This window comes from Saccharopolyspora soli (assembly GCF_022678645.1).
In the GTDB taxonomy this organism is placed as follows: Bacteria; Actinomycetota; Actinomycetes; order Mycobacteriales; family Pseudonocardiaceae; genus Saccharopolyspora; species Saccharopolyspora soli.
This window is the reverse complement of sequence record NZ_JALBWV010000004.1, coordinates 143,791-169,101: the sequence shown is the minus strand read 5'-3', so window position 1 is coordinate 169,101 and position 25,311 is coordinate 143,791. Positions and strand designations below refer to the sequence as shown.

The following is a 25,311-nucleotide window of genomic DNA, read 5'->3' as shown; positions in this document are numbered from 1 at the left end:
CGCGGTGGCGCTGGTTGGTGACAGAAAGGTTCCCTTGCTCACGTCTCGGGGCCGCGTTGAGCAGCCGGTGACAGGAAGGTTCCCTTGCTCGCGTCCGGTCAGGCGATGTTGGACGCGTCGACTCGTGGCGGCTCCTCGCCGGGCGTCGCATCCGAGGCTCGCCACAGGCGCGCGTAGTGGCTGTTGTCCGCGAGCAGCTCGGCGTGGGTGCCCTGTTCCACGATTCGACCGCCGTCGACGACGACGATGCGGTCCGCACGGGCCGCCGTTGCCAGTCGGTGCGCCACGATGAACGTGGTGCGCTTCGCGGCGACCCGGTCGCTGGCCGCGACCACCATCGATTCGGTCGCCGGATCGAGCGCGGCGGTCGCTTCGTCGAGCAGCAGGATGTCGGGGTCGACCAGTTCGGCACGTGCCAGCGCGACGAGCTGCCGCTGGCCCGCCGAGAGGCCGCGTCCGCGCTCGCCGACCTGCTGGTGGAAGCCGTGCGGCAGCATGGCGATGCCCGGCAGGGCACCGACCGCCCGCGCAGCGGCCTCGATTTCGGCCGGGTCGGCTTCCGGCCGCGCGTAGGCGATGTTGGTAGCGATGTCGCCGGTGAACAGGTGACCCTCTTGCGGCACCACTGCGAGCCGACCGTGGAATGCCGCCAGGTCGTAGCGCCGGACGTCCATTCCGTCGATCAGGACCGCGCCGTCGGTCGCGTCGTAGAACCGGGCGATCAACTTGATCAGCGTCGACTTCCCGGCGCCGGTCGCACCAACCAGCGCCACCGTCTCGCCCGGCCGTACCCGGAGTGCGATGTCGCGCAGCGCGAACTGCTCGGTACCCGCATAGCGGAACGACACGGACCGCAGCTCAACCCCGCCCTCGAACCGTTCCGGCACCGTGGCGGGGTCGGCGGGGGAGGGCACCGAGGTCGAGGTGCGCAGCAACTCCCCGATCCGGCGCAACCCCACCTTGGCCTGCTGGTAGCCGTCGAAAACCCCGGACAGCTGCTGCACGGGCGAGAAGAACAAGCCGAGGTAGAGCAGGAACGCCACCAGCACCCCGGCGGTCAGTTCACCCGAGGCGACTCGCGCCGCGCCAACACCGAGCACCGCCGCCTGCGCGATCTCCGACAGCAGCGCGACGAACGGGAAGTACGTGGCGATGTAGCGCTGGGCGCGCAGCCGAGACCGCCGGTAGGCGTCGCTGCGCTGCGCGAACACCTTCGCGGCGTGCCCTTCGCGGCGGTGCGCCTGCGCCACCCGCATTCCGGACACGTTCTCCTGGAGGTCGGCGTTGACCGTGCTCACCCGCTCGCGGGCTTCGGCGTAGGCGGTCGCCGACACCTTGCGGAAGATCGCAGTCGCGACCAGCAGGATCGGCAGCACCGCCATCGCCACCACGGCCAGCGATACATCGGTGATCAGCAGTGCGCCCGCGATGCCGACCAGGGTCAACACGCTGACCACGAAGGTCGCCAGCCCGGTCTGCAAGAACGTCGACAACGCGTCGACGTCGGTGGTCATCCGGGTCATGATCCGGCCAGCGAGCTCGCGTTCGTAGTAGTCCAGCCCAAGCCGCTGCAGATGCGCGAAGCTGCGCAACCGCAGCAGGTAGAGCAGGGTCTCCCCAGTTCGCGCGGTGATGACGGTCTGCAGCTTGACCACCAACCACGCGGCGGCGACGACCACCGCGCCCAGCCCCGTCACGACCCACAGCACGTCGACGTTCGCGGCTCCCACCCCGCCGTCGATGCCTTGGCGGACCAATGACGGCAGCGCGATCGAAGTCAAGGCGTCCCCGGCCACCAGCAGGACGGTCAGCAGCAGTCCCCAGCGGATCGGCCGCAGCAGTCGGGACAGCTTGAAATCCGGGTCGGGTGCGGTGGGATCTGCGTCGCGCAGCACGGGCTGGTCGGTTGCGGCTGGCAGCTTCCGGATGCCTTCGATCAGCTCGGGCGTCGGGGGTATAGACATGTCGCCCATACCGCGCGAGCCGCCCATCGGGGCGGCGCGGTTGGCGTCCGCCAGTTCGTCATCGTCCGGCGTCGGCCACAGCTCCGGTGTGGTGCCTTCCGTGCTCGGCGCGACCTGACCGTCGCAACGGTTGTCGATCGACTCTCCGGGGCCGGCCAGCAGCGACTGGAACAGTTCGCACCGCTGGGCCAACTCCGCCTCGGTGCCGATGTCGACGACCCGCCCTTCGTCGAGCACGGCGATCCGGTCGGCCAGCGCCAGCGTCGACCGCCGGTGCGCGATCAGCAGGGTCGTGCGCTGCGCGGTCACCGATCGAAGGGTGTCGTGGATCGCCGCCTCGGTCGCCGGGTCGACAGCTGAGGTGGCGTCGTCGAGCACCAGGATGCGCGGATTCGAAAGCAATGCCCGCGCCAACGCCACTCGTTGGCGTTGGCCGCCGGACAGCGTCAGACCGCGTTCGCCGACTGTCGTGTCATAGCCATCCGGCAGGGCGGCGATGAACTCGTGCGCTTCGGCGGCCTTCGCCGCCGCGATCACGTCGACCTCGGAGGCATCCGGACGCCCGTAGGCGATGTTGCCGCGAATGGTGTCGGAGAACAGGAATGCCTCCTCAAACACCACCCCGACAGCGGTCCGAAGCGAACTCAAGCGCAGGTCGCGGATGTCGTACCTGGTCGCTCCGTCCTCGGCCGGGCCAATCGTGATGCGCCCGGAGTGCACGTCGTAGAAGCGCGGCAGCAGCAGCGACACCGTCGACTTGCCCGACCCCGCCGAACCGACCAGGGCGACCGTCTCGCCGGGGCGGACGAGGATCGAGGCGTTGCGGAGCACCGGCTGATCTCGGGTGTAGCCGAAGCTCACATCGTCGAGCCGAACTTCCAGCGGGCCCTCCGGCAGCGCCACAGCCTCGGATTTCTCCTGCACTTCCGGCTGCGAATCGATCAGCTCGTGAATGCGTTCCACCCCGGCGCGGGCGAGTTGCCCCTGGATCATCACGCTGGACAACATCCGGGCCGGACCGGCCAACATCGCCACATAACCGGCGAAGGCGACGAAGGTCCCCAGGCTCACCTGTCCCTGAAGCGCCATCCAGCCACCGAGACCGAGCACACCGACCTGCCCGGCGGCAGGCAGCGCGGCCAGGCTCGCTGCCGGTGTCGACGTCATCCGTGCAGCGCGCAGGCGCTCAGCGAAAAGCCGCCGCGCACGGGTCCGCAGCCGACCTACCTCTCGCTCCTCCTGACCGAAGCCCTTCACGACCCGGACACCGGTAACGGTCTCCTCGACGTGCTGCGCGATGTCGGCGGCACGTTGCTGAGCCGACCAGGTCGCTGGGAACAGGGTTTTCTTGCTGCGTGCCGAAACCACCGCGATCAGCGGCGCGACGATCAGCGAAACCACCGTGAGCAGCGGTGACAACCACAGCATCGCGGCTATCGCGAACACCGCGAGTACGGCGGTCCCGGCCGCCAGCGGCAGCATCGACAGCAGCGAGTTCACCATTTGCAGGTCGCTGATGGAGCGGGACACGACCTGGCCGGTGCGCAGCGCGTCCTGCTTTCCGCCGTCCAGCCGCTGCATCGCGGCGAACACCGCCCGACGCAGGTCGTGCTGCACGTCGAGGGCCAGCCGCCCGGCGCTGTAGCGGCGGACGAATGCTGAAGCGAAGCGGAACACGCCGAGCCCGACAAGCGCGAGCGCGATCCACCACAAGCGGTCGGTGCTGCGCGCGACGGCGTCGTCGACCGCCAGCTTGGTCAACAGCGGAACCAGCGCCTCCAACCCGACCGCAGTCACGGAGGCACCCATCGCCAAAGACAGGGCGATCGGATGGCGTCGACAGGCGGCGAAGAGGCGACGGATCCAACCGCCGACCGGAGGGCGGGGATTACCGGAGTCGCTCACCCCGCCAGATTAAGCCGCCCCACCGACCACGCAGCCCACCCAAAGCACCGCTGTGACCCTCGCCGAACCGCCGAGGAGGCGAGAGCAAGGGAACCTTTCTGCCACCACGCAGCCAGCGACCAGCGCGTGAGGTGACAGGAAGGTTCCCTTCCTCACATCAACGGGTGCGCCGGGAGCAGATGACAGGAAAGTTCCCTTGCACCACTAATTCGCGACGGATGGGTGCCCGCGGTCTGCGGCGGCTATCAGCGATCGGGGTGGGGGGAGGAAGCAGGTCAGGTGATGTCGCGGCGACGGCTGATGAGCCACCCGCCGGTGATGAACACGGCGGTGTAGCCGACGAAGGTGAGCAGGCTCGCCCACCACGGGTGGCCGTAGCTGCCGCCGAAGAAGAGGTGCAGGAACTCGAAGGCCGCACGAGGCGCGTTCGGTTCATCAGGCCCGGCCACTGCCGCGACGAACAGCGGCACCGCCAGGTTCGCGACGATCCCGTTGCCAGCGGTACCGGGCAGGTAAGGACCGATCCCGGCGGCAGGGGACTCGATCAGGCTCAACGACAGGACGAACTCGATCACGAACTTGTAGACCAGCGGGACGATGATCGCGAGCACGGCGTTCGCGACCAGCGCACCGAACCCGACCCCCAGGAGCGTCCACAACACCATCGCGAGCACGCCCACCCCACCGACGCTCAGCCAGTCGGTCAGGTTGCCGAAATTGTTGAAATCCCGACCAGCGCCGAGCAAGCCACCGAGACTCGCGAAGAGCACGTTCGCGAGACCGTAGAGCAGGCCGACACCCGCGTAGACGATCAGCTTCGCCGTCAGCACAGCGCCACGCGGGTTGCCGGTGAGGTAGGTCGTCGTGATGCTCTTGTTCCGGTGCTCTCCGGCGAAGGCCATGGCGCCGAAGAGCACCGCGAAGATGGTGCTGACGTTCGTCGACATCGACACCGAAAGCAGCCCGAGGGGCAGCGACCGGTCGAACTCCTCCACCATGTCGATGATCGCGACGATCGCAGTGCCCAACCAGCCCGCGCCGAAGCCGAGCAACGCCACCGGGATGAGCAGCGCCCACCACAGGTTCGTCGTGAAGATCTTGCGGAACTCCGCTTTGATCAGCCCGCCCATCAGGCATTCCCCCCGATCCCGCGGCCTCCGCCGGAGGGCTCACGGCCGCCCGGTGCGGCCCAGTGCTCGTTGCCGGGCTGCTGGACACCGGTGTACTGGCCACTGGTGAGCTGGAAGAACAACTGCTCCAGGCCGATCCGCTCGTCCTGCATCCCGTACAGCGCAATCCCGGCGTCCAACGCGAGGTCCGCGACCACACGTGAGTCGGCGCCGGTCACCGCTAGCCGACCGTCCGGCAGATATTCGATGCTGAACCCCGCCTCCTGCAATTTCTCGACGAGCTTGCTGGGATCGGCGGCCTGCACGAGCGCTCGGGAGCGTTGTGCGGCGCGGAGCTGGTCGAGGTGACCGTCGTAGACGCAGCGTCCGCGGCTGATGATGACCAGCTGGTCCACGGTGTGCTCGATCTCCCGGAGGAAGTGGCTGGACATCAGCACTGTTCGACCGCTCGCGGCGAAGGCCTTCAGGAAGTTCCGCAGCCAAGCGATGCCCTCTGGATCCAGCCCGTTGGCCGGTTCGTCGAGCACCAGCACCTGCGGGTCGCCGAGAAGTGCGGTGGCCAACGCGAGGCGCTGCCGCATCCCCAGCGAGAAGGAGCCGGTCTTGCGTTTCCCGGCAGCAGTCAGACCGACGAGCTCAAGAGCCCGATCGACCTGCATATCCGGGACGCCCATCGCAGCGGAATAGCAAAGCAGGTGATTTCGGGCGGTGCGGCCAGGGTGGAAGCTCTGCGCGTCCAGCACAGCGCCAACCACCGTCGCCGGGTTCGGCAGTTGGTAAAACGGCAAGCCGTTGATCGTCGCCGTGCCCGAGGTCGGCGTGATCAGGCCGAGGAGCATCCGCAGCGTCGTGGTCTTGCCCGACCCGTTGGGGCCGAGGAACCCGGTCACCGTCCCGGGCCGCACCGTGAAACTGAGGTCCTGTACTGCGTTGACCGGCCCGAAACTCTTGCTGAGACCCTGCACAATGATCCGGCCACTGCCGTCGTGCACACGCCCTCCATCGTCACCTGTTCACCCGTCGGTGCCCATCCTGCCGGACACCTACCGGTGGTTAGGTGCGACTCCTCGTTTTCCCAGCGTGTTCTCAGCGGTGCCGAGCTACGGCCAGCGGACGGACCGGTCGATTACCGACGCCCGGTAGATCTTGTGGTGGTCGGTTTCGAGGTGACCGCCCATCGGCGGTTGGGTAGGTGGGACGGTCAGATCGGGCCGGGTGAACTCGTTGGTGTCCCAGTCGCTTGGTCCGCTGCCGATCGAGGAGACGATCGGCCGCGGGATGACCGCGACGTCCGTCGCTGCCTCTGCGGGCTGCGGCCGCAATTTCCGGTGCAGCGACTCCAGGAGGGTGCCGCGGTTGGGCACTGGTCGCCCGGAATGATCGCTTATGAGCTGCCGGTGCGCGGTCAGCCACACCGCGCACGGCCAGGGGCGGCTGCGCAGTGTTGTGCCCTGGCAGGACGGGCACCTGCCGTCCTCGCCGGGATTGTGCTCGTCGAGCAGGGCGCGCAGACCTTCGGTGAGCCGGTAGAGCTCGGAGCGGGCAACTGGCAGGAGCACCTCGGGGGCGTTGTCCGCCGTTGCCCGGTCTAACTTGTCGAGTCGGTCGAGGACAGCCTTTCGCAGCGCCGTGTGCATGACGTCGTCTCCCACCGTCGTCGAGCGTTTCGAGTGCGTCGGTGTTGCGCGGAGATCGGATGACGAACGACCATCCGCGCTGACTCCATCGGGTGACATCGGCAGTGGAGAGGCACGCCTGCACGGGCACCGCTCGATGCTCACCCCATCGAGTGGTTATCGATTCGGCTTGAAATTCGCAGCTATGCCGCGGCTCACGTCGTCGGCAAACGCGCGATCGTGTCCTACACTTGGAAGCGGCGGCCTGCTCCCGGTGACCCCCAGGCTGGTTGAGCGGGCCGCCCCATTCTGCTGTTTGAGTCCGTTTTGTCCGGTAAGCACTCTTTGTGTATTTGTAATTCTTGATCATGCCGCGGACCGGGCGCGCGAGGATTTCTCCCCGGTGGAAACCTTTTCCAGCCGGTTTCGCACCGGCTCAATACGGCTTCGTCCACTCCTGAACGGCGCTCGCCAAGACGCGGCTGTGCCGGTTGGCGAGTATTTGATGCCTCCTGCTGGCGGGCAGAAGGGAACCTTCCTGCCATTAGCGGGTTCGATGCGCCTACGACCTTCGCGGCCCTCGCTGGCGCGTATGCGAGGAAGGGAACCTTCCTGTCAGATCTGACAGGAAGGTTCCCTTCCTCGCGATGCGGTGCGGGTTGATCAGGACAGGACGGTGCTGATCGGGGTGCTGGCGCGGCCGTGTGCCTCCGCGACAGGTTCGTTGATCAACTTGCCGTCGTGGGTGTTGAGACCGGCCGCGAGTGCGGCGTCCGTTCGGCAGGCGTGCTGCCAACCCTGATCTGCGATGCGCACCACGTACGGCAACGTGACGTTGGTGAGCGCGTGCGTCGAGGTGTTCGGGACCGCGCCCGGCATGTTCGCCACGCAGTAGAAGACGGAGTCGTGCACCCGGTAGGTCGGTTCGTCATGTGTGGTCGGGCGGGAGTCGGCGAAGCAGCCGCCCTGATCGATCGCGATGTCCACCAGCACGCTGCCCGGCTTCATCTCGGAGACCAGGTGGTTGGACACCAGCGTCGGTGCTTTCGCGCCGGGGATCAGCACGGCGCCGATGACCAGGTCGGCGGCCCGCACGGCCTGCTCGACCGTGTACCGGTTGGACGTCACGGTGCGGATCTGGCCGTGGAAGTCACGGTCGATCTCGCGGAGCTTGTCGACGTTGGTGTCGAGCAGTTCGACGTCGGCGCCCATGCCCAAGGCGACACGGGCGGCGTTCAGTCCCGCAACGCCACCGCCGATCACCACGACCCGCGCCGGGTGCACACCGGGAACCCCGCCCGGCAGCACGCCGCGCCCACCGCTGGGGCGCATCAGGGAATAGGCCCCCACTTGCGGGGCGAGGCGCCCGGCGACCTCGCTCATCGGAGCCAACAGCGGCAGCCTGCCATCGGCGGTCTGCACCGTCTCATAAGCGATCCCGGTGACCCCGGAAGCCAGCATCGCGTCGGTCAGCTCGGCGGAAGCAGCCAGGTGGAGGTAGGTGAACAGCACCTGGTCCCGGCGCAGGCGCTGGTACTCCTCGGCGATCGGTTCCTTGACCTTGAGGACCAACTGCCCCTCCGCCCACACCTCATCGGCGGTGGGCAGCACCTTCGCGCCTGCCGCGAGGTAGTCCTCGTCGGGAATCGAGGATCCTGCGCCCGCGCTCGTCTCGACGAAAACGTCGTGGCCGCGGGAGGTGAGTTCGTGCACGCCCGCAGGTGTGATCGCGACCCGGTACTCGTTGTTCTTGATCTCGCGCGGCACTGCGATCTTCACGGCGGATTCCTTTCGTCGCTGCTGCGCACAACGATCCGCCGCCGTTGCCGGGGGCGCATCATGCCCGCCGGATGAGATTGCCCCGACCGCTTTGTGCGCGCGGCACAAGCCCGCGGCACGCCGAAGCCCAGCACGAACGGGCTCGAACTTCGCCGCCGCGCCACCGGCTGGGGATGACAGGAAGGTTCCCTTCTGCACGTCACCGGGGTCCCGGCATGCGCGACAGGTGACAGGAAGGTTCCCTTCCTCGCGCAGCGCCGCGCGCTCTAGAAAGCCACGGGTGGCAGGAAGGTTCCCTTGCTCTCAGCCGTGCTGGGCCCAGTGTTCGGCGAGTAGTTGGACGAGCAGCGCGGATCGGACGTCGGGGTCTTCGAGGTCGACGTCCACGAGTTGGGTTAGCCGCTTCATCCGATACCGGAAGGTGTTCGGGTGCACGCGCAGCTCGCGGCTCGCCTGCCGAGGATCGCCGGGGTGTCGCAGCGCCGCGTGCAGTGTCGCGAGGTAGTCGGTGCCATGCGCGCGGTCATGCTCGCGCAGCACCGGTATCGGGCCGAGCGTGCCGATTCCAGCGTCCGTCGACGCGCCCGCCATGCGGCTGAGCACCAGCAGATGCCAGTTGTCCTCGTACACCGCCACCCGTTCCACCAGATGTCCCGTGCGCAGCAGGCTGATCAACTCCTCGGCCTGCGCTCGCGACTGGGACAGCTCGGCGACCGCTACCGCGGTGCCCACGCCGATCAGCGGACGAGGCGATACGTCGTGGGATGCGAGCGCCTCCCGCAAGTCCGGCCAGCCGCCGGGGCGGGCACGGTCGGGCACCAGCGCGTACAGCAGGGTGCCGATCTCGGTGACCAACGGGCGCCGCCCGATCCCCCGCGTGATCCACTCCCACATCGCCAGTCGATGGCCTTCCGCGGGTCCGGCGGACGAAGGCATTTCGATGGCGACGACGCGATGCGCCTCGTTGGGCACCGCCAGTTCGTTGGCGGCGGCCCGCCAGCCTTCGCCGCCTTCCAACAGCAGCCGCACCTGCTCGGCGGATCGGCGTCGCTCCGAGTCCGCCACCGCCCGCCACCGCAGCAGCTGCAGCGCGACCAGCGGCGCGGTGTCCGCGAAGGCGGTCGAGCGTTCTTCGGACACCGCGCCGGGGACCACGGCCCACATCGAGCCCAGCAGCTCACCACCCATCCGGATCGGCACGACCAACCGGGGCAGCGTTCCGTCCTGCTGGGCGGGCACGAAGATCGCCGAACTGCCCTTGCTGAGCTGCCGGAACGTGCCGCGGGCCCGGAACTTGGCGAGCACGTCGTCGGGCTGCCTGCGCCCCATGATCGTCGACACCCGCGCTGGATCGGTGAGGTCCTGCCGCGCGGAATAGGCCAGAACCTGGGAGTGCGCGTCTTCGATCGTGACGGGGGCGTCGACCACATCGGCCACCGCATCGGCGAGCCGGAACAGGTCACCCACCCCGGTGCCGCGTGCTTCGGCATCCTCGATGCCCGTGCCAGCAAGCGCGGCACGAATCAGCCAGACCAGTTGGGCCCAAGCGGTACCCGGCCGAACCTCCACCAAGGCGACCCCGGCCTGCTCAGCAGCGGCGATGACGGCACCGTCAGCCGACAGAGGCGGCTTGAGAAGCACGGCTGCGGCCCCTTGCCCGCCGCACGCCCGCGTCAGCGCCACCGCGTGTTCGCGATCTGTGACGGCCACCCCCAGAACGAGGTCGCCGCCCGCCGCGGTCGGTGGTTGATCGGGCTCGGCGATGACGACGTCGCCGACGCAAACGGTCGGCTCCGGGATGGCAACAGCGCGCAGCAGCGTCGGTCCGACCCGCTCGACCAGTGCGCGGATGTCCAGCATCACCGGCCTCCTGAGAACCTCGGGCCGCTCCGGTGGACGGGGGAGGGAATTGACACCAGGGCTGGTCCGTTTATCGTTGCTGAGCACATCGACAATCGCATACCGGCCGTAGACCCCGTGCGGGAGAGACCCTGCGAACTCACACGAGCTCCCAGGGCGCCGAAGGAGCAAGACTCCCCACAAACTCTCAGGCACCCATGACCGTTCGGGCGAGGCAACTCTGGAAAGCGCGCGTCATCGATGGCGCTCCACCCACGGTGCAAACCGCGACGCTGCGGTGAAGCTCTCAGGTTCCGAAACAGAGGGGGAGGCCCAGCAACCCGGCATGCCTGCCCCGACAGCTATGGAGCCTCCCCACATGACCGTGCCCACGCACCTGCGCTACACCGAAGAGCACGAGTGGCTTGCGGACCGCGACGACTTGGTCCGGATCGGTATCACCCAGCACGCAGCCGACGCGCTCGGCGACATCGTCTACGTCCAGTTGCCTGCGGTCGGCGACCAGATCGAAGCTGGCCAGGCATGTGGCGAGCTGGAGTCCACGAAGTCCGTCAGCGACCTGTTCGCGCCGGTGACCGGTGAGGTCGTGGCGATCAACGAGTCCGTTGTGGACGACCCTGCGCTGGTCAACGCCGAGCCGTTCGGTGACGGCTGGCTGCTTGAGGTGCGCGCCACCGACACCGGTGCAGTGCTCACCGCCGAGCAGTACGCGGAGCTGATCGCGGATTAACCGGGTCATGTGACGGAGGAGAGCGTCAATGGCGATCAGTGTTTTCGACCTGTTCTCGGTGGGCATCGGACCCTCCAGCTCGCACACCGTCGGCCCGATGCGCGCGGCCAAGCGGTTCGCGTGGCGGCTGCGCAACGCGGGCCGGTTGCCGCAGGTCAAGCGGATCAAGGCGGAATTGTTCGGCTCGCTCGGCGCGACCGGGCACGGGCATGGGAGCCCGAAAGCAGTGCTGCTCGGCCTGGAGGGCCACAGCCCGGAAACCGTCGACCCGGCCGCGGTGGCAGACCGGGTGGCTGACATCGGGGAGACCGGGCGGCTGCTCCTCGACGGAGTGCACGAGATCGGATTCGCAGTGGACCGCGACCTGGTGATGCACCGGCGCAGGTCACTGCCCTTGCATCCCAACGGGATGCGGTTCACCGCGTTCGGCGCCGAGGACACCGAACTGGACACCGCAGTGTTCTATTCGGTGGGCGGTGGCTTCGTCGTGGACGAGGAGGCCACCGGAGCCGATCGGATCAAACCCGACGAGACCGTGGTGAAGTTCCCGTTCCGCACCGGAGCGGAACTGCTTGCCCGAACCGCCGAGTCCAGGCTGTCGATCAGCGACATCATGCTGGCCAACGAGCTGTCCTGGCGCGACGAGGACACCGTGCGCAAGGAATTGCTGGACATCTGGCGGGTCATGCGCGAATGCGTTGACAACGGGTGCCGCAACACCGGAGAACTGCCGGGTGGCCTCAAGGTTCGGCGGCGAGCAGCGGAGTTGGCAGCTTCGCTGACCGAGCGGGACGACCCGCTGGAGTGGGTCACCCTCTTCGCCCTGGCGGTGAACGAGGAGAACGCGGCCGGTGGGCGGGTGGTGACCGCACCGACCAACGGAGCGGCGGGGATCGTTCCCGCAGTGCTGCACTACTACGTGCGTTTCGTGCCCGGTGCCGACGACAACGGCGTGGTTCGGTTCCTGCTCGCGGCAGCTGCGGTTGGTGTGCTGTTCAAGGAGAACGCATCGATCTCCGGGGCTGAGGTGGGCTGTCAGGGCGAGGTCGGCTCCGCGTGCTCGATGGCCGCTGCTGGGCTCGCCGAGGTACTCGGCGGAACCCCGAGCCAGGTGGAGAACGCCGCGGAGATCGCGATGGAGCACAACCTCGGGCTCACCTGCGACCCGATCGGCGGCTTGGTGCAGATCCCGTGCATCGAGCGCAACGCGGTCGCCTCGGTGAAGGCCATCACGGCCGCGCGGATGGCGATGCGCGGCGACGGCAGCCATTTCGTCTCGCTGGACAAGGTGATCAAGACGATGCGCGAGACCGGCCGGGACATGAAGGTCAAGTACAAGGAAACCGCCCGCGGCGGCCTCGCGGTCAATGTCATCGAATGCTGACCCGTCGACTAGGTCGGTCGGGCTGAACGCTACTTGGCCGGTTCAGGGTGTTGCGGATTCCCCAGGCTGGAGCAGCACGAGCCGGTCGGTCGGCCCGGCCTGCTCGAACGCCTCGCGCAGTGCTTCGCCACCTTCGGTGAAGTGCTGCCAGCTGTTGAAGTGGGCGGGCACGATGCGCCTCGCTCGCAGGATCTTCGCGGCCTCGGCAGTACGTTCACTGTCCAATGTGAGCAGCGCACCGCCGAAAAGACCGGTCCGAGCGGCACCGGCGAACAACACTGCCGTGTCCACCGGGGCGAACCGCTCCGCGATGTGCCGAACCACATCGAGCGAAGCGTTGTCGCCACTGACGTAAGTGGTGGGCAGGTCGGCTGATGTCAGCACGAAACCGGTGACCTCACCGGTCACGGACTCGCAGTCCGGCGGGCCGTGCTGGGCTGGCACTGCGGTGATGCGCAGGCTTCCTCCTCCTGGACGAGGCAGGTCGAGATGCGCCCAGGGCACCAACGCACGGGTCGTACTGGGGAGCCGGGCTGCGCCGCTGGGAGTGGTGACCGTGAGCGGCACGCGTTGCAGGAATGCCCGTCCGGAGTTGTCGAGATTGTCCTGGTGCTGGTCGTGCGACAGGAGCACGGCGTCCACCGGACCGAGGTCGTCAGGGGTGAGTGCTGCTGGAGCCGTTTTGGTGAGCAGCGCGCCGGACGGGCTGCGGTATCCACCTGGCTCGTCGAACGTCGGATCGGTGACTATTCGCAGGCCGCCGAGTTCCAGGACGACGGTCGGGCCGCCGACAGCGACGATGGTCGGTCCGTTGGTGGATGGGGCGTGCGGGTTGCCGACGTGAGGAAGGGAACCTTCCTGTCATTCACGAGCTGGGCGAGGCAGTGCTTCCGGCGGCGATCTTGACTCCCGCGATTCCATCAGCGGTCGGGTCCGGGTGGCAGGAAGGTTCCCTTGCTCTCACCTTCGGCCGACTGATCGTGCACAACTTAGTTGTACACAACTCAATCTTGCGCTATGTTGTTCTCGTGACTGAGTCGCGGTTGTCCTTGGATCGGCAGGTGCGCTTCGCGTTGCGCAGCGCGACCGACGAGCGGTCCGTCGCCGTCGCGCTGACAGTGGAGGGGCGGGACCTGCAGGTCCGTGCTCGGCACATGCCGGACCGGATGGCGTCCGCGACCGGACTGGAGATCGGCGAACCGGCCGAGCTGCGGTGCACATTGGATCGACTGGCAGCCGCGCTGGATGCGGCCGCGCAGCGGCAGATGAACGAGAAGTAGGAGGCAGGACGATGGCAGTGCTGTACACGGCTGAAGCGACGGCGACCGGTGCGGGCCGGGACGGGCGGACGCGGTCCTCGGACGGAGTTCTGGACCTCGACCTCGCGGTGCCGAAGGAGATGGGTGGCCCCGGTGGCGAGGCGACCAACCCCGAGCAGCTCTTCGCCGCCGGTTACGCGGCATGCTTCCACAGCGCATTGCAACTGGTGGCGCGCCGCGCCAAGGTGGACATCGCCGACTCGTCGGTGACCACGCAGGTCGGTATCGGGCGAAACGACGAGGGTGGGTTCGGCCTCAGCGTCGCGCTCGTCGTCGACCTGCCCGGCGTGCCGCGGGAGCAGGCGCAGGAACTGACCGCTGCGGCGGACAAGGTGTGCCCGTACTCGAACGCGATCCGCGGCAACGTCGAGATCGAGCTGCGAGTGGCCTGATCTAGGCGAGCAGCACGTAGATCAGGCCCGAGCAACCGACGAGCACCGACAACGTGGTCACCGCGGCTGGCAGTGCGCCACCGGGCAGCGGCTTCCTGGTGTGAAGCCTGCGTTCGCTGTGCAGGTGGCGCCGCCAGACCAGCCAGCTGACGGTGATCCCGAGCGGCAACGTGAGCACCGCGCAGATCGCCGCCGCGACGGTGCTTTCGTGGCCGATGAGCCGCAGCAGGACCAGCAAGCCGACGACGAAGGCGAGCGTGGTTCGCAGCCAAGCCAAGGTGGTTCGTTCGATCTGCAGTCCTGGGTCCCAGAGACCGTTGGGTCGCTCTGCCACGTCACAACCCGGTGACGAACAGCAGGACGCAGGCGGCGATGCCGATCGCGCCCAGGCCGTAGCCGAGGACCGGCGCCAGTCGTGGCGCCGGTAGCGGTCGACCGCGTCGGAGGGCGCGTTCGGTAACCATCCATCTGCTGAAAGCCGATGCGCTGCAAAGCACTCCGGACAGCAGCAGCAGGACCGCAAGCGCGGTCCGCAGTGGACTCGGGTGGCCAGTGGCCGCATTCAGGGCTTCGACGCCCACACCGCCAGCCATCAGGGCCAGCGCGGTGCGGATCCAGGCTAGGAAGGTGCGTTCGTTGGCGAGGGTGAACCGGGGATCGGGCTCGCTGCCGTCCCGGTACAGCCGCTGTGGCCAGCGCGAATCGCCGTCTTCTCGCTCGGTCGCCATGAGCTCACCGTAACGCGCTCGAACATTGGGACGACGGAGGCGTGCTCGCTGGTCACGGCGGTGTCGGGCCCTGCGCGGCAGGGCCCGACAGTGCATCAGAATGCGAATACCTTGCCGGTCGCGGCCTCGGCCACGCAATCGTTGGAGTACGTCTTCTCGAAGGTGACTGGTCGGCCCTGCCAGCTGCCCTTCGCGGCTAGCTTCACCGGTTTGTACACCAGCGGACACATGGAGTGACCTTCGCTCAGCAGGTTGAGATCTCCGTGGACGGTATCCAGGGTCTGGCACGCGGCGCTCGCGTGCGGGTGCGAGCCACCCGCTGGTTCGCAGGTCAGCAAGGCGGTGCGGAAGTCGTCACCGCGCATCTCGCTGCGAACCGTGAGGTTCATCATGCTGCCGCTCGCCGCTGGTTCCGCGTTGGCCAGTGCTGGCGCGAGCGCCGTGCTCGCCAGCATCGCCGAAGCGAGGAAAGTGCGGGCGATCAGCCGTGTTGCAGCCATCTTGTCGATCCTCCTGAATGGGTTTGAGCAGACCGTTCGCCTCCCTTTATCGCTGTGGCCGCGACACCTGCGGCACTTGGCGTCCGCAGATCACTGGAACGTGGTTCGCTCGAACCGGTTTCGTTCACGAATTGTCACGGATTCATACCTGGCGACGTCGCTGGGAGTCGCCCGTAAGCAGTGTGGTGCGCAATAAGGTGGTGGACCTTTCGCGGATTGCTGGTCATTGTTGTGCCGGACCACGTGACGCCGGGCAGCTGTTCGGGGTTCTCGCCGATCCGGTGCCGAGGTTTCGCAAGACCGTTCGGGTGCGGTGCGTCCGCAAGTGACAGGGAGGCAAGATGGCGACGGAACCCACGGCGCCGGACAGCGCCACAGTGCGCAAGGCGGCGTTCGCCAGCGCAGTGGGCAACACCATCGAGCTCTACGACTTTCTGATCTACGGCACCGCCGCGGCCGTGGTGTTCAACAAGCTGTTCTTCCCCGCCGGGGATCCGTGGGTGGGGGCGCTGCTCGCGTTCGCCACGTTCGGCGCCGGGTTCCTGGCGCGGCCGCTGGGGGCTGGGGTCATCGGGCACTTCGGTGACGTGATCGGCCGGAAGCTGATGCTGGTCATCACGTTGAGCGTGACCGGTGTGTGCACCGCGGCGATCGGCCTGCTGCCGACCTACCAGCAGGTCGGGGTGTGGGCGCCGGTGATGCTCGTGGTGCTGCGGCTGGTGCAGGGCTTCTTCCTGGGCGGCGAACAAGGTGGCGCGGTGCTGATGGCCGTCGAACACGCACCGCCGCACCGGCACGGTTGGTACGGCGGGTGGACTTTCCTGGGTTCGCCGAGCGGCTTGTTCCTGGCCACCGGAGCGTTCGCCGGTGCCACCGCGATTTCCGGAGATGCATTCCTCACCTGGGGCTGGCGGGTGCCGTTCCTGGTGAGCCTGGTGCTGGTGGGAGTGGGTCTGTACGTGCGGCTGCGGCTTGCCGAAAGCCCCGAGTTCGCGAAGATCCGGCAGCGCGGCGAGCGGGCTCGACTACCGGTGGCTGAGGCGTTCTCCCATTCGTGGCGGCAGATTCTGCTGTCCGCCGGGGTGAACCTGGGGTTCAACACGTTCATCTTCATCCTGACCACGTTCCTGCTGACCTACGGCACCGAAAAGCTGGGCGTGACGCGTGACGTCATGCTGCTCGGCAGCCTGTGCGGGTCGGCCGCGCAGATCGCCGGAATCCTGCTGTTCTCGCACCTCTCGGACCGGCTCGGCCGCACTCGGGTGATGCTGGGCGGCGGGATTTTCCTCGCGGTGTACGCGTTCCCGATGTTCTGGCTGCTGGACACCGCGAGCCCAGCGCTGATCGTCCTGGCGATGGTGCTGGGATACGCGGGCTCGGCGGCGGTTTTCGGGCCGATGGCGGCATTCTGCGCGGAGCTGTTCGCCACGAAGGTCCGCTACACCGGGGTTTCGCTGGGCTACCAGAGCGGCTCGGTGCTGGGTGGTGGGTTGTCACCGGTCGTGGCGACTGCGCTGCTGACAACCTCGGGTGGGCAGTCCTGGCCCATCGCGGCTTACTTGGTGGTCGGTGCGCTGATCACGGTCGCCTGCCTGGGCATCACCGGTGAACCGACGCGCTGGGCACGTGCGGAGGAGGTCGAGACCGCGACGGCGTGAACGACTGAACGGGATTTGCCGTTCGCGGAGATGTCACCTGGGGCCGGGGCGGCCCGCTCGTCCCAGGCGCGTTCCTCGGGTGAGATTTCGGTGCTTTCGTCCACGTGGCATCGCCGCCCGCCGCTCAGCGGCGGCGATCGCATGGTTGGCGTCGGTCTGCCAAGCGGGCACCGACGTGCGATGCGCACAGACGTACCGGCTTCGGCGTCGAGCGCAGAGCGGCACCCCACTGGCCGAACGATCGATCAGTTCGGTCCATTGGTGACAGGAAGGTTCCCTTCCTGCGAGTGGCAGTGACAGGAAGGTTCCCTTCCTCGCATCAGCGGCGCTCGGGTGACAGGAAGGTTCCCTTGCTCGCGGGTGCGTCAGGTGGTGTAGAGCTGGTTGATGATGTCGGCGTACTTTTCGTGGATCACGCGGCGCTTGAGCTTGAGCGTCGGGGTCAGCTCGCCGCCCTCGACACCCCACGACTGGCCGAGGATCCGGTAGCGCTTGACCTGTTCGGGCCGGTTCAACCGTTCGTTGGCGGCTTGCACCGCCGCCTCCACTTCGGACTCGACAGCGGGATGCCCGGCCAGATCGGTGAGATCTCGGAATGCGATGCCCCGGTCGCGGGCCCATTTCGGCGCGGCGTCCTCGTCGAGAACCACCAGCGCCACCAGGTACGGGCGGCGATCGCCGAACGCCAACGCGTGCCCGATCAGCGGGTGCGCCTTGAGCGCGTTCTCCACCGCAGTGGGCGCGATGTTCTTGCCCCCGGCCGAGATGATCAGTTCCTTCTTGCGGTCGGTGATGGTCAGGAAGCCGTCCGCGTCCAGCGCCCCGATATCACCGGTGCGCAGCCAACCGTCCGCGTCGACGGCTGGCCGGATCGCACCGTCGGGCTCCAGGTATCCCGCGCACACCAGCGGCCCGCGCACCAGGATTTCCCCGTCCGCCGCGGTGCGCACCTCAACACCGGGCACGGCGCGGCCGACGGTGCCGAGTCGGTGGGCCCCGGCGTGGTTGGTGGTGACGCAGCCGGTGGTTTCGGTCATGCCCCAGAGTTCGAAGATGTCCACTCCGACGGTGCTGAAGAACTCCAAGACACTGGCATCGATCGGGGCGGCGCCGCTGGACGGCCACGCAGCGCGGTCCAGCCCGATGCGGGCGCGCAGCGCCTGCGGGGTGGCGCGTTGCTCGGCCGGGACGCCCCGAAGCGCGGCGGCGAGTTTCTCCCAAACCCTGGGCACGGCGAAGAACTGCGCCGGTCGAGCCTGGGTCAGCGCGGCGAGGATTCGTCCTTGATCGGCGCAGAAATGCACGTGGGCGATGTCGTAGATGGCCGCGTAGAGCCCGACCATCCGTTCCGCGATGTGCGCCAGCGGCAGGTAGCACAGCCGGGGCGCGTGCAACTCGGGCTGCGTGACCTGGTGCAAAGTGGCGGCCGCGAAGCAGATGTTGCGGTGGGTGAGCACCACGCCCTTCTGCTCGCCGGTGGTGCCGGAGGTGTAGAGGATCGCGGCCGGGTGGTTCGGCCGGATCGCGGTCCAAGACCGCCGCACCAGTTCGGGGTCGTCCCGCAAGCGCTGTTCACCGAGCAAACGCAAACGCTCCCAGGTGCGGAAACGGTGATCCGCGGCCACCATCGCCGCTTCGTCGAGCACGATGATGTGCTCGACGGTGGACATGTTGCGCAGGACTTTGGACCAGCGCCGCAACTGGTCGGCACCTTCCAGCACGACGATCCGGGCTCGGCTGTGCTGCGCGATGTAGTGCACCTGGTCTTGGCTGAGCGTGGGGTACAGGGTGCTGGACACCGCGCCGAGATGGGTGGCCGCGACATCGATCAGCCAGTGTTCGGCCCGGTTGGCCATCATGATCAGCATCGTTTGGCCGGATTGCAGGCCCAGCGCCGCCAGTCCGGCGGCGAGGGTGTGCACCTCGCGGTTCGCCTCGGTCCAAGTCCAGGTGCGCGGTGCGCGGCTGTCGTCGGTCAGCGCCGGACGCTGCGGGAAGTCCGCGGCGTTGCGCGAGAACAGTTGCGGGATGGTCGTTTCCAGCGCGGCGGTGACCCACGCTTCTGAAGCGCTCATCGCAGCCGGTCTCCCCTCATCGCCGATCGGGAGTGACATGCATCACGACGCGATAAAACCGCATCAGAGGCGTCGTTGGCCAGCGCCGAAAGCTGGAATCGCGAGGCGTTCGACCACTCGATCCGGTCAAATCAGACGTGGTCGCGGATCACGTCGTTGACGGCGTGCTGGAAACCGTTGACCAACACCTGGATGGTCAGCGGGCGCAGCTGGTCGGTTGCCGCGCGAACCCGCTCGCGCTCTTCCTCCGGGCGACCGCGTTCGACGTACGGGCGCAGCACGTTCGCGGCGAACAGCTCGCGCAGCTCGGCGGCGATCTCCGCGGTGTGCCGTTCGACGATTCCCTTGGCCTGCACGAGCATTTCCAGCGGCAGGTCGAGGTCGAGGATCTGCAGTCCGACGCCGAGCATCGCCGGACTGGGCAGCCGCAGCCGTGTCGAGTCCGGAATACGTTGCAGGATCCCGAGTTCGATGAGCTGGTGAACCAGTTGGTCGTCGAGGTGGCGACCGGCGCGGCGATCGAGCTCGTGGCGGTCCAGGTCTTCGGAGCGGTCGTCGGTCCACGGCGCGATCAACGCGCGCTGCAAGGCGAGTTCGTCCGGGGAAGCGTCAGCGGGGATGCGCTCCAGGTGGCGCTCGATCGCGGACAGCGTGAAGCCGAGGGCCTGCAGTTCGCGGATCAGGTCGAGCCGGGCCAGGTGGTCGCCCCCGTACAGACCAAGTCGGCCGCGCAGCCGAGGCGGTGGGAGCAAGCCGCGCGAGGAATAGAACCGAACAGTGCGCACGGTAACTCCGGCGCGGGCGGCCAGTTCGTCGATGGTGAGCTCTTCGTCCGCAGTTCGGAGCATGCAGGCAACGTTACTCCGTGACTGCTGTAACACCAAAGGTGTCACATAGCGACCGGCTCTGACCTGCGCGGCCCGACGCACCAAGGCAGGACGCGGCCGCGCAGTTCTCGCACCGGCCTGTTGTTGGGTCGGAACCCTCCGGAGGTGGGCTGACAAATCCGTGGCTCGTCCGGGTGTGGATCGTTAGCGTCGCCCTGGTGAGCTACGAGCATCCGTTGGCCTACCTGCTCGGACTTGAGGGCATCGCCCTGTTGCGCGGGTTCATCGGGGAATTCGACCGCGACTTCACCGAGTCTCGGATCGCCGAGATCCGCAGGTTGCTCCAGGACGAGTCGCTGAAAAACGCAGCCGTGGACGTGCACCGCGTGAACACGGTTGACGGCTACCGGGTGTGGTCCGAGACCTATGACCAGCCCGGCAACGCGGCATTCGACATCGACGAGCCCGAGGTGAAGCGGATCGTCGATGCGCTGCCACCAGGTGTCGCGTTGGACGCGGCGTGCGGCACCGGCCGATATGCGCAATGGCTGGCCGAGCGAGGTCATCGGGTCGTCGCGGTGGACAGCTCGCCCGACATGCTCGCGCGCGCCCGCGTGCGAGTGCCGCAGGGCGAGTTCCTGCTCGGCGATCTGCACCGGCTTCCAGTCGCGGACTCCGGAGTGGACTTGGTCGTCTGCGGCCTGGCGCTGACGCACCTCCCCGCGCTCAACCCGGTGGTGGCGGAGTTCGCCAGGGTGCTGCGTCCAGGCGGACACCTGGTCATCGCCGACGTGCATCCGGAGGCAGTGGCGCGGGGCTCGATCCCGCCGGTGCGCGGCCCGGACGGGCGGCCCGCGCGACTGGTCAGCCATCGCCACCTGGTCGGGGATTACCTGCGCGCCGCCCTTCTGGTGGGCCTGCAACTCCGAGGCTGCGAAGAACCCCGCACACCGACGAGCAACCACGCCGCCTCGTCGAATCCACCGACCATGGGTCCGTGGCACACCTGGCCGTGGAGCCTGACCGACCTGGTACCCGAAGCAGCACGAGCAGCCAACGAGGGAGTGCCGAGGATGATCATCTGGCACTTCCAGTTGACCAACACGTGACACCAACACCACTTGCGTTCCCGTCCGGGGAGAGGAATCCCACTGGCAAGTTGTCGATTTCTGGCTCCTGCGCCATCGGCCGGGCAACCAGCGCTCCGATAGCCACGACCTGTGAGATCACCACGCCGAGGTCGGCGCGTAGGCGGTCAAGGCGTGGCGAGGTCGGGCGTGTTGACCCTGCCCTGCGGGAAGGGCTCATGCTCACGGCGTGGATGAAATGCTGAGCATTGGCGAGTTCTCGTCGCGATGCGGCCTGTCAGCCAAGATGCTGCGCTCCTACGCCGCTGCTGGCCTGTTGGTACCGGCCGCCGTCGATGCCTGGTCGGGCTACCGCTACTACTCGACCGGCCAGCTGCACCAGGCTCGAATCATCGCCTTGCTGCGCCGGGCCGGAATCGCGGTCGACGACATCGCGAGCTTCTTCGCCCATCCCGACGCGATCCAGCTCGATCACTGGGAACGCGAGATCGTGCAAGCCTCGGCAGCCCGGCGTCAGGCGCTGGCCGAAGCCCGAGCGGCTCTCGCATCAGGTCGAACACCTTCGTCAACTCGAGCGATCATCGGAACGAAAGGATCTGACGTGACCAGCACTCTTGTTGCCGGGACGACGACTCACCGGGGTGGCCGTGAGATCAACCAGGACGCCGTGCTCGTCGCCGACGGGCTGTTCGCGGTGGCGGACGGCGTCGGCGGTCTCGCAGCCGGGGAGGTCGCCAGCAGGCTCGCCCTCGACACGCTCGACGCCGCTTTCGCGCTAGACCGCAGCATCGCGGGGCTCCTCCATGCCTACCACGAGGCCAATCAGGCGGTCTGGCGGCGAGCGGACCGTGAAGAGGCAACGATGGGCACGACCCTGGTGGCCCTCGCGATGACCACCGATACTGCCGCCGTGGCCCTGCATGCAGGTGACTCGCGCCTGTACCGCCTTCGCAACGGGCGTCTTGACCAGCTCACGCACGACCACACCGTCATCGCGGAGTTGCTGCGCGCTGGAGAGATCAGCGAAGCAGAAGCCCAGACGCATCCGCATCGGTACGTGCTCACGCGAGCGATCGGTGTCGATCCCGACGTCGATGTCGACTACGCGGGGGTGTCGTGCAAATCGGGCGACCGACTGCTGCTGTGCACCGACGGTCTGTTCAAAGCCCTGTCCGCCGACGACGTGAAGGCCGTGTTGGCAGCGCGGGCGGAACCTCAAGAATCCGCGGACGAACTCGTCAAGAGCGCAGTGGAACGCGGGTCCGAAGACAACGTCACCGCCATGGTGATCGACGTCAGACAACAGCCTGTCCTGGTTCGATGATCGAGCGGGTAGCGCGCTAGTCGATGATCGCGTCGAAGTCGATGGCGTTCTTCACGGCGTCGGTGCGGGCCGTCATCTCCTGCGGGGAGTTCTTCTCGCGGTCCATCAGGGCGAGCGCCTGGTTGTCCTCGACGAACGGGCGCATGCGCCGTTCGTAGCGGGCGAAGGCGAGCTCGTGGTCGTCGGTGCGCCCCAGTTCGAGGGCGAGGACATAGGCGCCGACCAGCGCGAGGCTGGTGCCCTGGCCCGACAGCGGCGCGGCGCAGTGCGCGGCATCGCCGACGAGGGACACCCGCCCGGAAGACCAGGAGTCCATCTTGATCTGCGCCATCGAGTCGAAGTAGAAGTCCTCCGCCCGCCACATCCGCTCGATGAGGCTGGGCAGCTCCCACCCGATGCCGGTCACGTGGTCGGCGACGAGCTGCTTCTGCGCTCGGACGTCGTGATGGTCGTACTCGATCGGCGCCGAGGCGAAGCCGAGGAAGATCCGCAGCTCGGAGTTGTCGCGCACGGTCATGACCGTGCCCCCGGCGGAACCGTTGTTGAACCAGGTCTGCCACCGGTCCAGGCCAAGGTAGTTCTCCTCGCTGAACACCGAGAGGTATGTGCCGAGGTGGTTGATGAACCGCGACTCGGGTCCGAAGGCGAGGCGGCGGGTGTTCGAGTGGAGGCCATCCGCACCGATCACCAGGTCGACGCGGCGCGGTGCGGCGTGCTCGAATTCCACGGTGACACCGTCTGCCTCCTGGTGGATGGCGGTGATCGAGTCGCCGAAGACGTGTTCGACGCCCTGGTTGCGTGCGTGGACGAGGCGCACGAGGTCCTCTCGGAGGATCTCGATGTCGTCGGAGTCGAGGTTGCCCGAGGAGAGCGCGATCTCCTCGGATCGAAAGACCTCGTTGCCTTCGGCGTCGAGCATCGACATACCGTTGGTGTGGTTCTCCAGTTCGCGGGCGGCGCCTTCGAGCCCCATGCGGCGCAGGACGGTCAGGGCCGCTCCGCGCACGTCGACCGCCTGGCCGCCGCGGCGCGGCGCCGGGGCGCGTTCGACCACGACCGGGGTCATGCCCTGTTCGCGCAGCCAGTAGGCCAGTGCGGAGCCGGCGACGCTGGAGCCGGAGATGAGGACGGCGGTCATCGGGTTCCTCCAATACGTTGTACTCCCTGCTGTGATCCACGATCAGAAAATTCGTTATGAACTGCAAATACGTGGCTCGACTGCGCTAGTACAGTGGGGCGTCGGCAGGTCGCCGCCGAGGAACATCTGTCATAGGACAGGGTCGGGAAGGGAGCCGTCGTGGCGGAACAGGTCGAGCCGCCCTACGCACGCATCGCCGCCGAGCTAAGCAGGCGCATCACCGACCGGGAGCTGGTTCCTGGGGACAAGGTGCCGTCCACTCGCCAGGTCGCCCAGGAGTTCGGTGTGGCTCTCGCCACGGCGGTGAAGGCGTTGGACGTGTTGCGGGCGGAGGGACTGGTGCTCACGCGCCCGCGCTCGGGAACCGTCGTCGCGCCCCGCCGCCCGGCGCGCGGGTCGGGCGATTCCGCGGCGGAGCTCACCCGCGAGCGGGTCCTCGCCGAGGCGGTCGCGATCGCCGATGCCGAGGGGCTGGAAGCGGTGTCGATGCGCGCGGTCGCCGGCCGCTGCGGCATCGCGCCGATGTCGCTGTACCGCCACGTGGAAGGCAAGGATGAGCTCGTGCTGGCCATGGCCGACACCGTCTACGGAACGCTGTCGTTCGAGGACGACGACGAGTCGGGGTCGTGGCGCGAGCGGGTCGAGTTCCTCACTCGTGCGCTCTGGCGGCTGCATCGGGCGCACCCGTGGCTCGGCCAGGTCCACCCGCTCACCCGGCCGCTGCCACTGCCGAACCTGCTCGCGTTCGGCGACCGCCTGCTCGGGGCCTTGGGCGGCGTCGGCTTGCCGCCGAAGCTCCATTTCGATGTCCATGTGCTGCTGTACAGCCACGTCGTGGGCCTGGCGGCGAACTTCGAGCGCGAGGACGAGGCGCTGTCCGCCACCGGCTTGTCGGCCGAGGAGTGGACCGATCTTCAGTACCTGCCCAGGATCAACGACGAGGAGATCATGGGCCGCTACCCGCATTTCGCCAAGCTCTTCGGCCACTTCGGGGCGCTGCGCGAGGGGTATGACATGAACCTCGACGAGATGTTCGCCCTCGGCCTCGCGATGCTCCTCGACGGCCTTGAGACCCTGGCTACCGCGTCGCGGTGACCACCTCGGCCCGTACCAGCCGGTTGGGATCAGTTGATGGTGCCGGTCGCCTCCGATCCTGAAGTGCCACTGGTCCCGGTGGTCGATCCCGATTCGCCGATGCCAGGTTTGCCTGAGGTTCCCTGAGTGCCTGGTGTGTCGGTAGTGCCGGGCGGAGTCAATGCAGGCGGCTCGGGTGGTCTCACGTAGTCGGTCAAGACGGGACGAGGTCCCGGTGGCTGCGGAGCAGTGGGAATCGGCGCGGAGAGCGCAGTGGCAGCGCTCATCACGACGGCCAGCGCGGCGAATGCGGCCAGCGCCAGGACGATGAGTCGAACGGACATGATGCGCACCCCCCTTGGACCCTGCCTTGTGAGGTTCCGCCGCCCCCAGGATGAGCCTGCGCACCCGGATCGGCGTGGGTCAAACGTCCCAGGTCACCGGGAGAGATGTGAGTTGCCTGGTCGTGGGTGGGCGGCCTGTTCGGCCCGCGGACGAGTCGGCCACGGTGGCAGGTGCGGTTCGGCGGCGTGCGGCCAGGCCATAGCGAACTCTTCGCCACTGGCGACCAGGCCGCCGAGTCCGGCGGGCAGGTCGAGGGACGACATCAGGACGGACCACCGGCTGGGAACGATCGTGCCGGTGAGTAGCGCGATTAGTTCGTCGATGGCGCGGGGCACGAGTCGCTTGTGGACGATCATCGTCGCCGTTACCGCGTTCGCTCTCCGCTTCGGCGCCGCATGCGGGTGATGTCCTTGCAGTCGGCGACGGTTTTTCGCGCGGTGAAGCCGAAAACTGCTGGTACTCCACCGGGATTGCC

The 25,311-nt window shown here is 67.7% G+C and carries 22 protein-coding genes and 2 riboswitches; of the genes, 8 read left to right on the top strand and 14 right to left on the bottom strand.

The genetic code is table 11. The annotated features are described in order from the left end of the window. Positions 1–98: 98 nt before the first annotated feature. The 6 genes from MOQ72_RS04765 to MOQ72_RS04740 form a co-directional block, all read right to left on the bottom strand. Positions 99–3,773, bottom strand: coding sequence for an ABC transporter ATP-binding protein (locus MOQ72_RS04765; protein ID WP_242180794.1), 3,675 nt, complete (start codon positions 3,771–3,773; stop codon positions 99–101). A 371-nt stretch (positions 3,774–4,144) separates the two neighbouring features. Next, the gene (locus tag MOQ72_RS04760; RefSeq protein WP_242180793.1) at positions 4,145–4,999 is read right to left on the bottom strand and encodes an ABC transporter permease; all 855 of its coding nucleotides are present in this window, start codon (positions 4,997–4,999) and stop codon (positions 4,145–4,147) included. Then, positions 4,999–5,991, bottom strand: coding sequence for an ABC transporter ATP-binding protein (locus MOQ72_RS04755; protein WP_242180792.1), 993 nt, complete (start codon positions 5,989–5,991; stop codon positions 4,999–5,001). The genes MOQ72_RS04760 and MOQ72_RS04755 overlap by 1 nt, the downstream gene beginning before the upstream one ends. Before the next feature lie 108 nt (positions 5,992–6,099). Continuing rightward, the gene (locus tag MOQ72_RS04750; RefSeq protein ID WP_242180791.1) at positions 6,100–6,636 is read right to left on the bottom strand and encodes a hypothetical protein; all 537 of its coding nucleotides are present in this window, start codon (positions 6,634–6,636) and stop codon (positions 6,100–6,102) included. A 642-nt stretch (positions 6,637–7,278) separates the two neighbouring features. Next, entirely contained in the window at positions 7,279–8,394 is a 1,116-nt protein-coding gene (gene ald, locus MOQ72_RS04745) for an alanine dehydrogenase (RefSeq protein ID WP_242180790.1), read from the bottom strand. A gap of 303 nt (positions 8,395–8,697) precedes the next feature. Continuing rightward, complete coding sequence (locus tag MOQ72_RS04740; RefSeq protein WP_242180780.1) at positions 8,698–10,254, bottom strand: PucR family transcriptional regulator; 1,557 nt, start codon at positions 10,252–10,254, stop codon at positions 8,698–8,700. A gap of 110 nt (positions 10,255–10,364) precedes the next feature. Beyond that, positions 10,365–10,468: riboswitch (glycine riboswitch) on the top strand. Further along, positions 10,469–10,566: riboswitch (glycine riboswitch) on the top strand. It abuts the riboswitch before it with no gap. A 46-nt stretch (positions 10,567–10,612) separates the two neighbouring features. Here MOQ72_RS04740 and gcvH point away from each other — a divergent pair. Beyond that, positions 10,613–10,984 carry a glycine cleavage system protein GcvH gene (gcvH, locus tag MOQ72_RS04735; protein ID WP_242180778.1) on the top strand — a complete coding sequence of 124 codons (372 nt, stop codon included), beginning with the start codon at positions 10,613–10,615 and terminating at the stop codon, positions 10,982–10,984. A 28-nt stretch (positions 10,985–11,012) separates the two neighbouring features. Further along, positions 11,013–12,368, top strand: a complete 1,356-nt coding sequence (locus MOQ72_RS04730) for an L-serine ammonia-lyase (RefSeq protein WP_242180777.1) — start codon at positions 11,013–11,015, stop codon at positions 12,366–12,368. Positions 12,369–12,410: 42 nt separating this feature from the next. Here the strand turns inward: MOQ72_RS04730 and MOQ72_RS04725 are convergent, their stop codons facing one another. Next, positions 12,411–13,169: an MBL fold metallo-hydrolase gene (locus MOQ72_RS04725; RefSeq protein WP_242180880.1), complete on the bottom strand. Its 759-nt coding sequence runs from the start codon at positions 13,167–13,169 to the stop codon at positions 12,411–12,413. A gap of 227 nt (positions 13,170–13,396) precedes the next feature. Here MOQ72_RS04725 and MOQ72_RS04720 point away from each other — a divergent pair, with 227 nt between their 5' ends. Both MOQ72_RS04720 and MOQ72_RS04715 read left to right on the top strand, forming a co-directional pair. After that, entirely contained in the window at positions 13,397–13,648 is a 252-nt protein-coding gene (locus tag MOQ72_RS04720) for a hypothetical protein (protein ID WP_242180776.1), read from the top strand. An 11-nt stretch (positions 13,649–13,659) separates the two neighbouring features. Continuing rightward, positions 13,660–14,079 carry an organic hydroperoxide resistance protein gene (locus MOQ72_RS04715; protein ID WP_242180775.1) on the top strand — a complete coding sequence of 140 codons (420 nt, stop codon included), beginning with the start codon at positions 13,660–13,662 and terminating at the stop codon, positions 14,077–14,079. Between the two features lies 1 nt (position 14,080). Here the strand turns inward: MOQ72_RS04715 and MOQ72_RS04710 are convergent, their stop codons facing one another. The 3 genes from MOQ72_RS04710 to MOQ72_RS04700 all read right to left on the bottom strand — a co-directional run bounded on the left by MOQ72_RS04710 (position 14,081) and on the right by MOQ72_RS04700 (position 15,307). Further along, on the bottom strand, positions 14,081–14,413 hold the full coding sequence (locus MOQ72_RS04710; RefSeq protein WP_242180774.1) for a DUF202 domain-containing protein: 333 nt from the start codon (positions 14,411–14,413) through the stop codon (positions 14,081–14,083). Position 14,414: 1 nt separating this feature from the next. After that, positions 14,415–14,807, bottom strand: coding sequence for a YidH family protein (locus MOQ72_RS04705; RefSeq protein WP_242180773.1), 393 nt, complete (start codon positions 14,805–14,807; stop codon positions 14,415–14,417). A 95-nt stretch (positions 14,808–14,902) separates the two neighbouring features. Beyond that, entirely contained in the window at positions 14,903–15,307 is a 405-nt protein-coding gene (locus tag MOQ72_RS04700) for an SSI family serine proteinase inhibitor (protein WP_242180772.1), read from the bottom strand. 341 nt (positions 15,308–15,648) lie between these two features. On the opposite strand from MOQ72_RS04700, the gene MOQ72_RS04695 reads away from it, so the two are divergent. Beyond that, the gene (locus MOQ72_RS04695) at positions 15,649–16,965 is read left to right on the top strand and encodes an MFS transporter (protein WP_242180769.1); all 1,317 of its coding nucleotides are present in this window, start codon (positions 15,649–15,651) and stop codon (positions 16,963–16,965) included. 365 nt (positions 16,966–17,330) lie between these two features. Here MOQ72_RS04695 and MOQ72_RS04690 read toward each other — a convergent pair whose 3' ends face one another. Both MOQ72_RS04690 and MOQ72_RS04685 read right to left on the bottom strand, forming a co-directional pair. Then, positions 17,331–19,040, bottom strand: a complete 1,710-nt coding sequence (locus MOQ72_RS04690) for an AMP-dependent synthetase/ligase (RefSeq protein WP_242180768.1) — start codon at positions 19,038–19,040, stop codon at positions 17,331–17,333. Between the two features lie 131 nt (positions 19,041–19,171). Further along, the gene (locus MOQ72_RS04685) at positions 19,172–19,888 is read right to left on the bottom strand and encodes a MerR family transcriptional regulator (protein WP_242180766.1); all 717 of its coding nucleotides are present in this window, start codon (positions 19,886–19,888) and stop codon (positions 19,172–19,174) included. Between the two features lie 197 nt (positions 19,889–20,085). Here MOQ72_RS04685 and MOQ72_RS04680 point away from each other — a divergent pair, with 197 nt between their 5' ends. After that, positions 20,086–20,976: a class I SAM-dependent methyltransferase gene (locus MOQ72_RS04680; protein WP_242180765.1), complete on the top strand. Its 891-nt coding sequence runs from the start codon at positions 20,086–20,088 to the stop codon at positions 20,974–20,976. 217 nt (positions 20,977–21,193) lie between these two features. Next, positions 21,194–22,279 (top strand): MerR family transcriptional regulator, encoded by a 1,086-nt coding sequence (locus MOQ72_RS04675; RefSeq protein ID WP_277953575.1) that lies wholly within the window; start codon positions 21,194–21,196, stop codon positions 22,277–22,279. Positions 22,280–22,295: 16 nt separating this feature from the next. On the opposite strand, the gene MOQ72_RS04670 is transcribed toward MOQ72_RS04675, so the two are convergent. After that, positions 22,296–23,417: an FAD-dependent monooxygenase gene (locus tag MOQ72_RS04670; RefSeq protein WP_242180758.1), complete on the bottom strand. Its 1,122-nt coding sequence runs from the start codon at positions 23,415–23,417 to the stop codon at positions 22,296–22,298. Positions 23,418–23,576: 159 nt separating this feature from the next. On the opposite strand from MOQ72_RS04670, the gene MOQ72_RS45090 reads away from it, so the two are divergent. After that, positions 23,577–24,512 (top strand): TetR/AcrR family transcriptional regulator C-terminal domain-containing protein, encoded by a 936-nt coding sequence (locus tag MOQ72_RS45090; RefSeq protein ID WP_242180756.1) that lies wholly within the window; start codon positions 23,577–23,579, stop codon positions 24,510–24,512. A 416-nt stretch (positions 24,513–24,928) separates the two neighbouring features. Here the strand turns inward: MOQ72_RS45090 and MOQ72_RS04660 are convergent, their stop codons facing one another. Then, positions 24,929–25,192 carry a hypothetical protein gene (locus tag MOQ72_RS04660; RefSeq protein ID WP_242180754.1) on the bottom strand — a complete coding sequence of 88 codons (264 nt, stop codon included), beginning with the start codon at positions 25,190–25,192 and terminating at the stop codon, positions 24,929–24,931. Between the last annotated feature and the right edge of the window lie 119 nt (positions 25,193–25,311).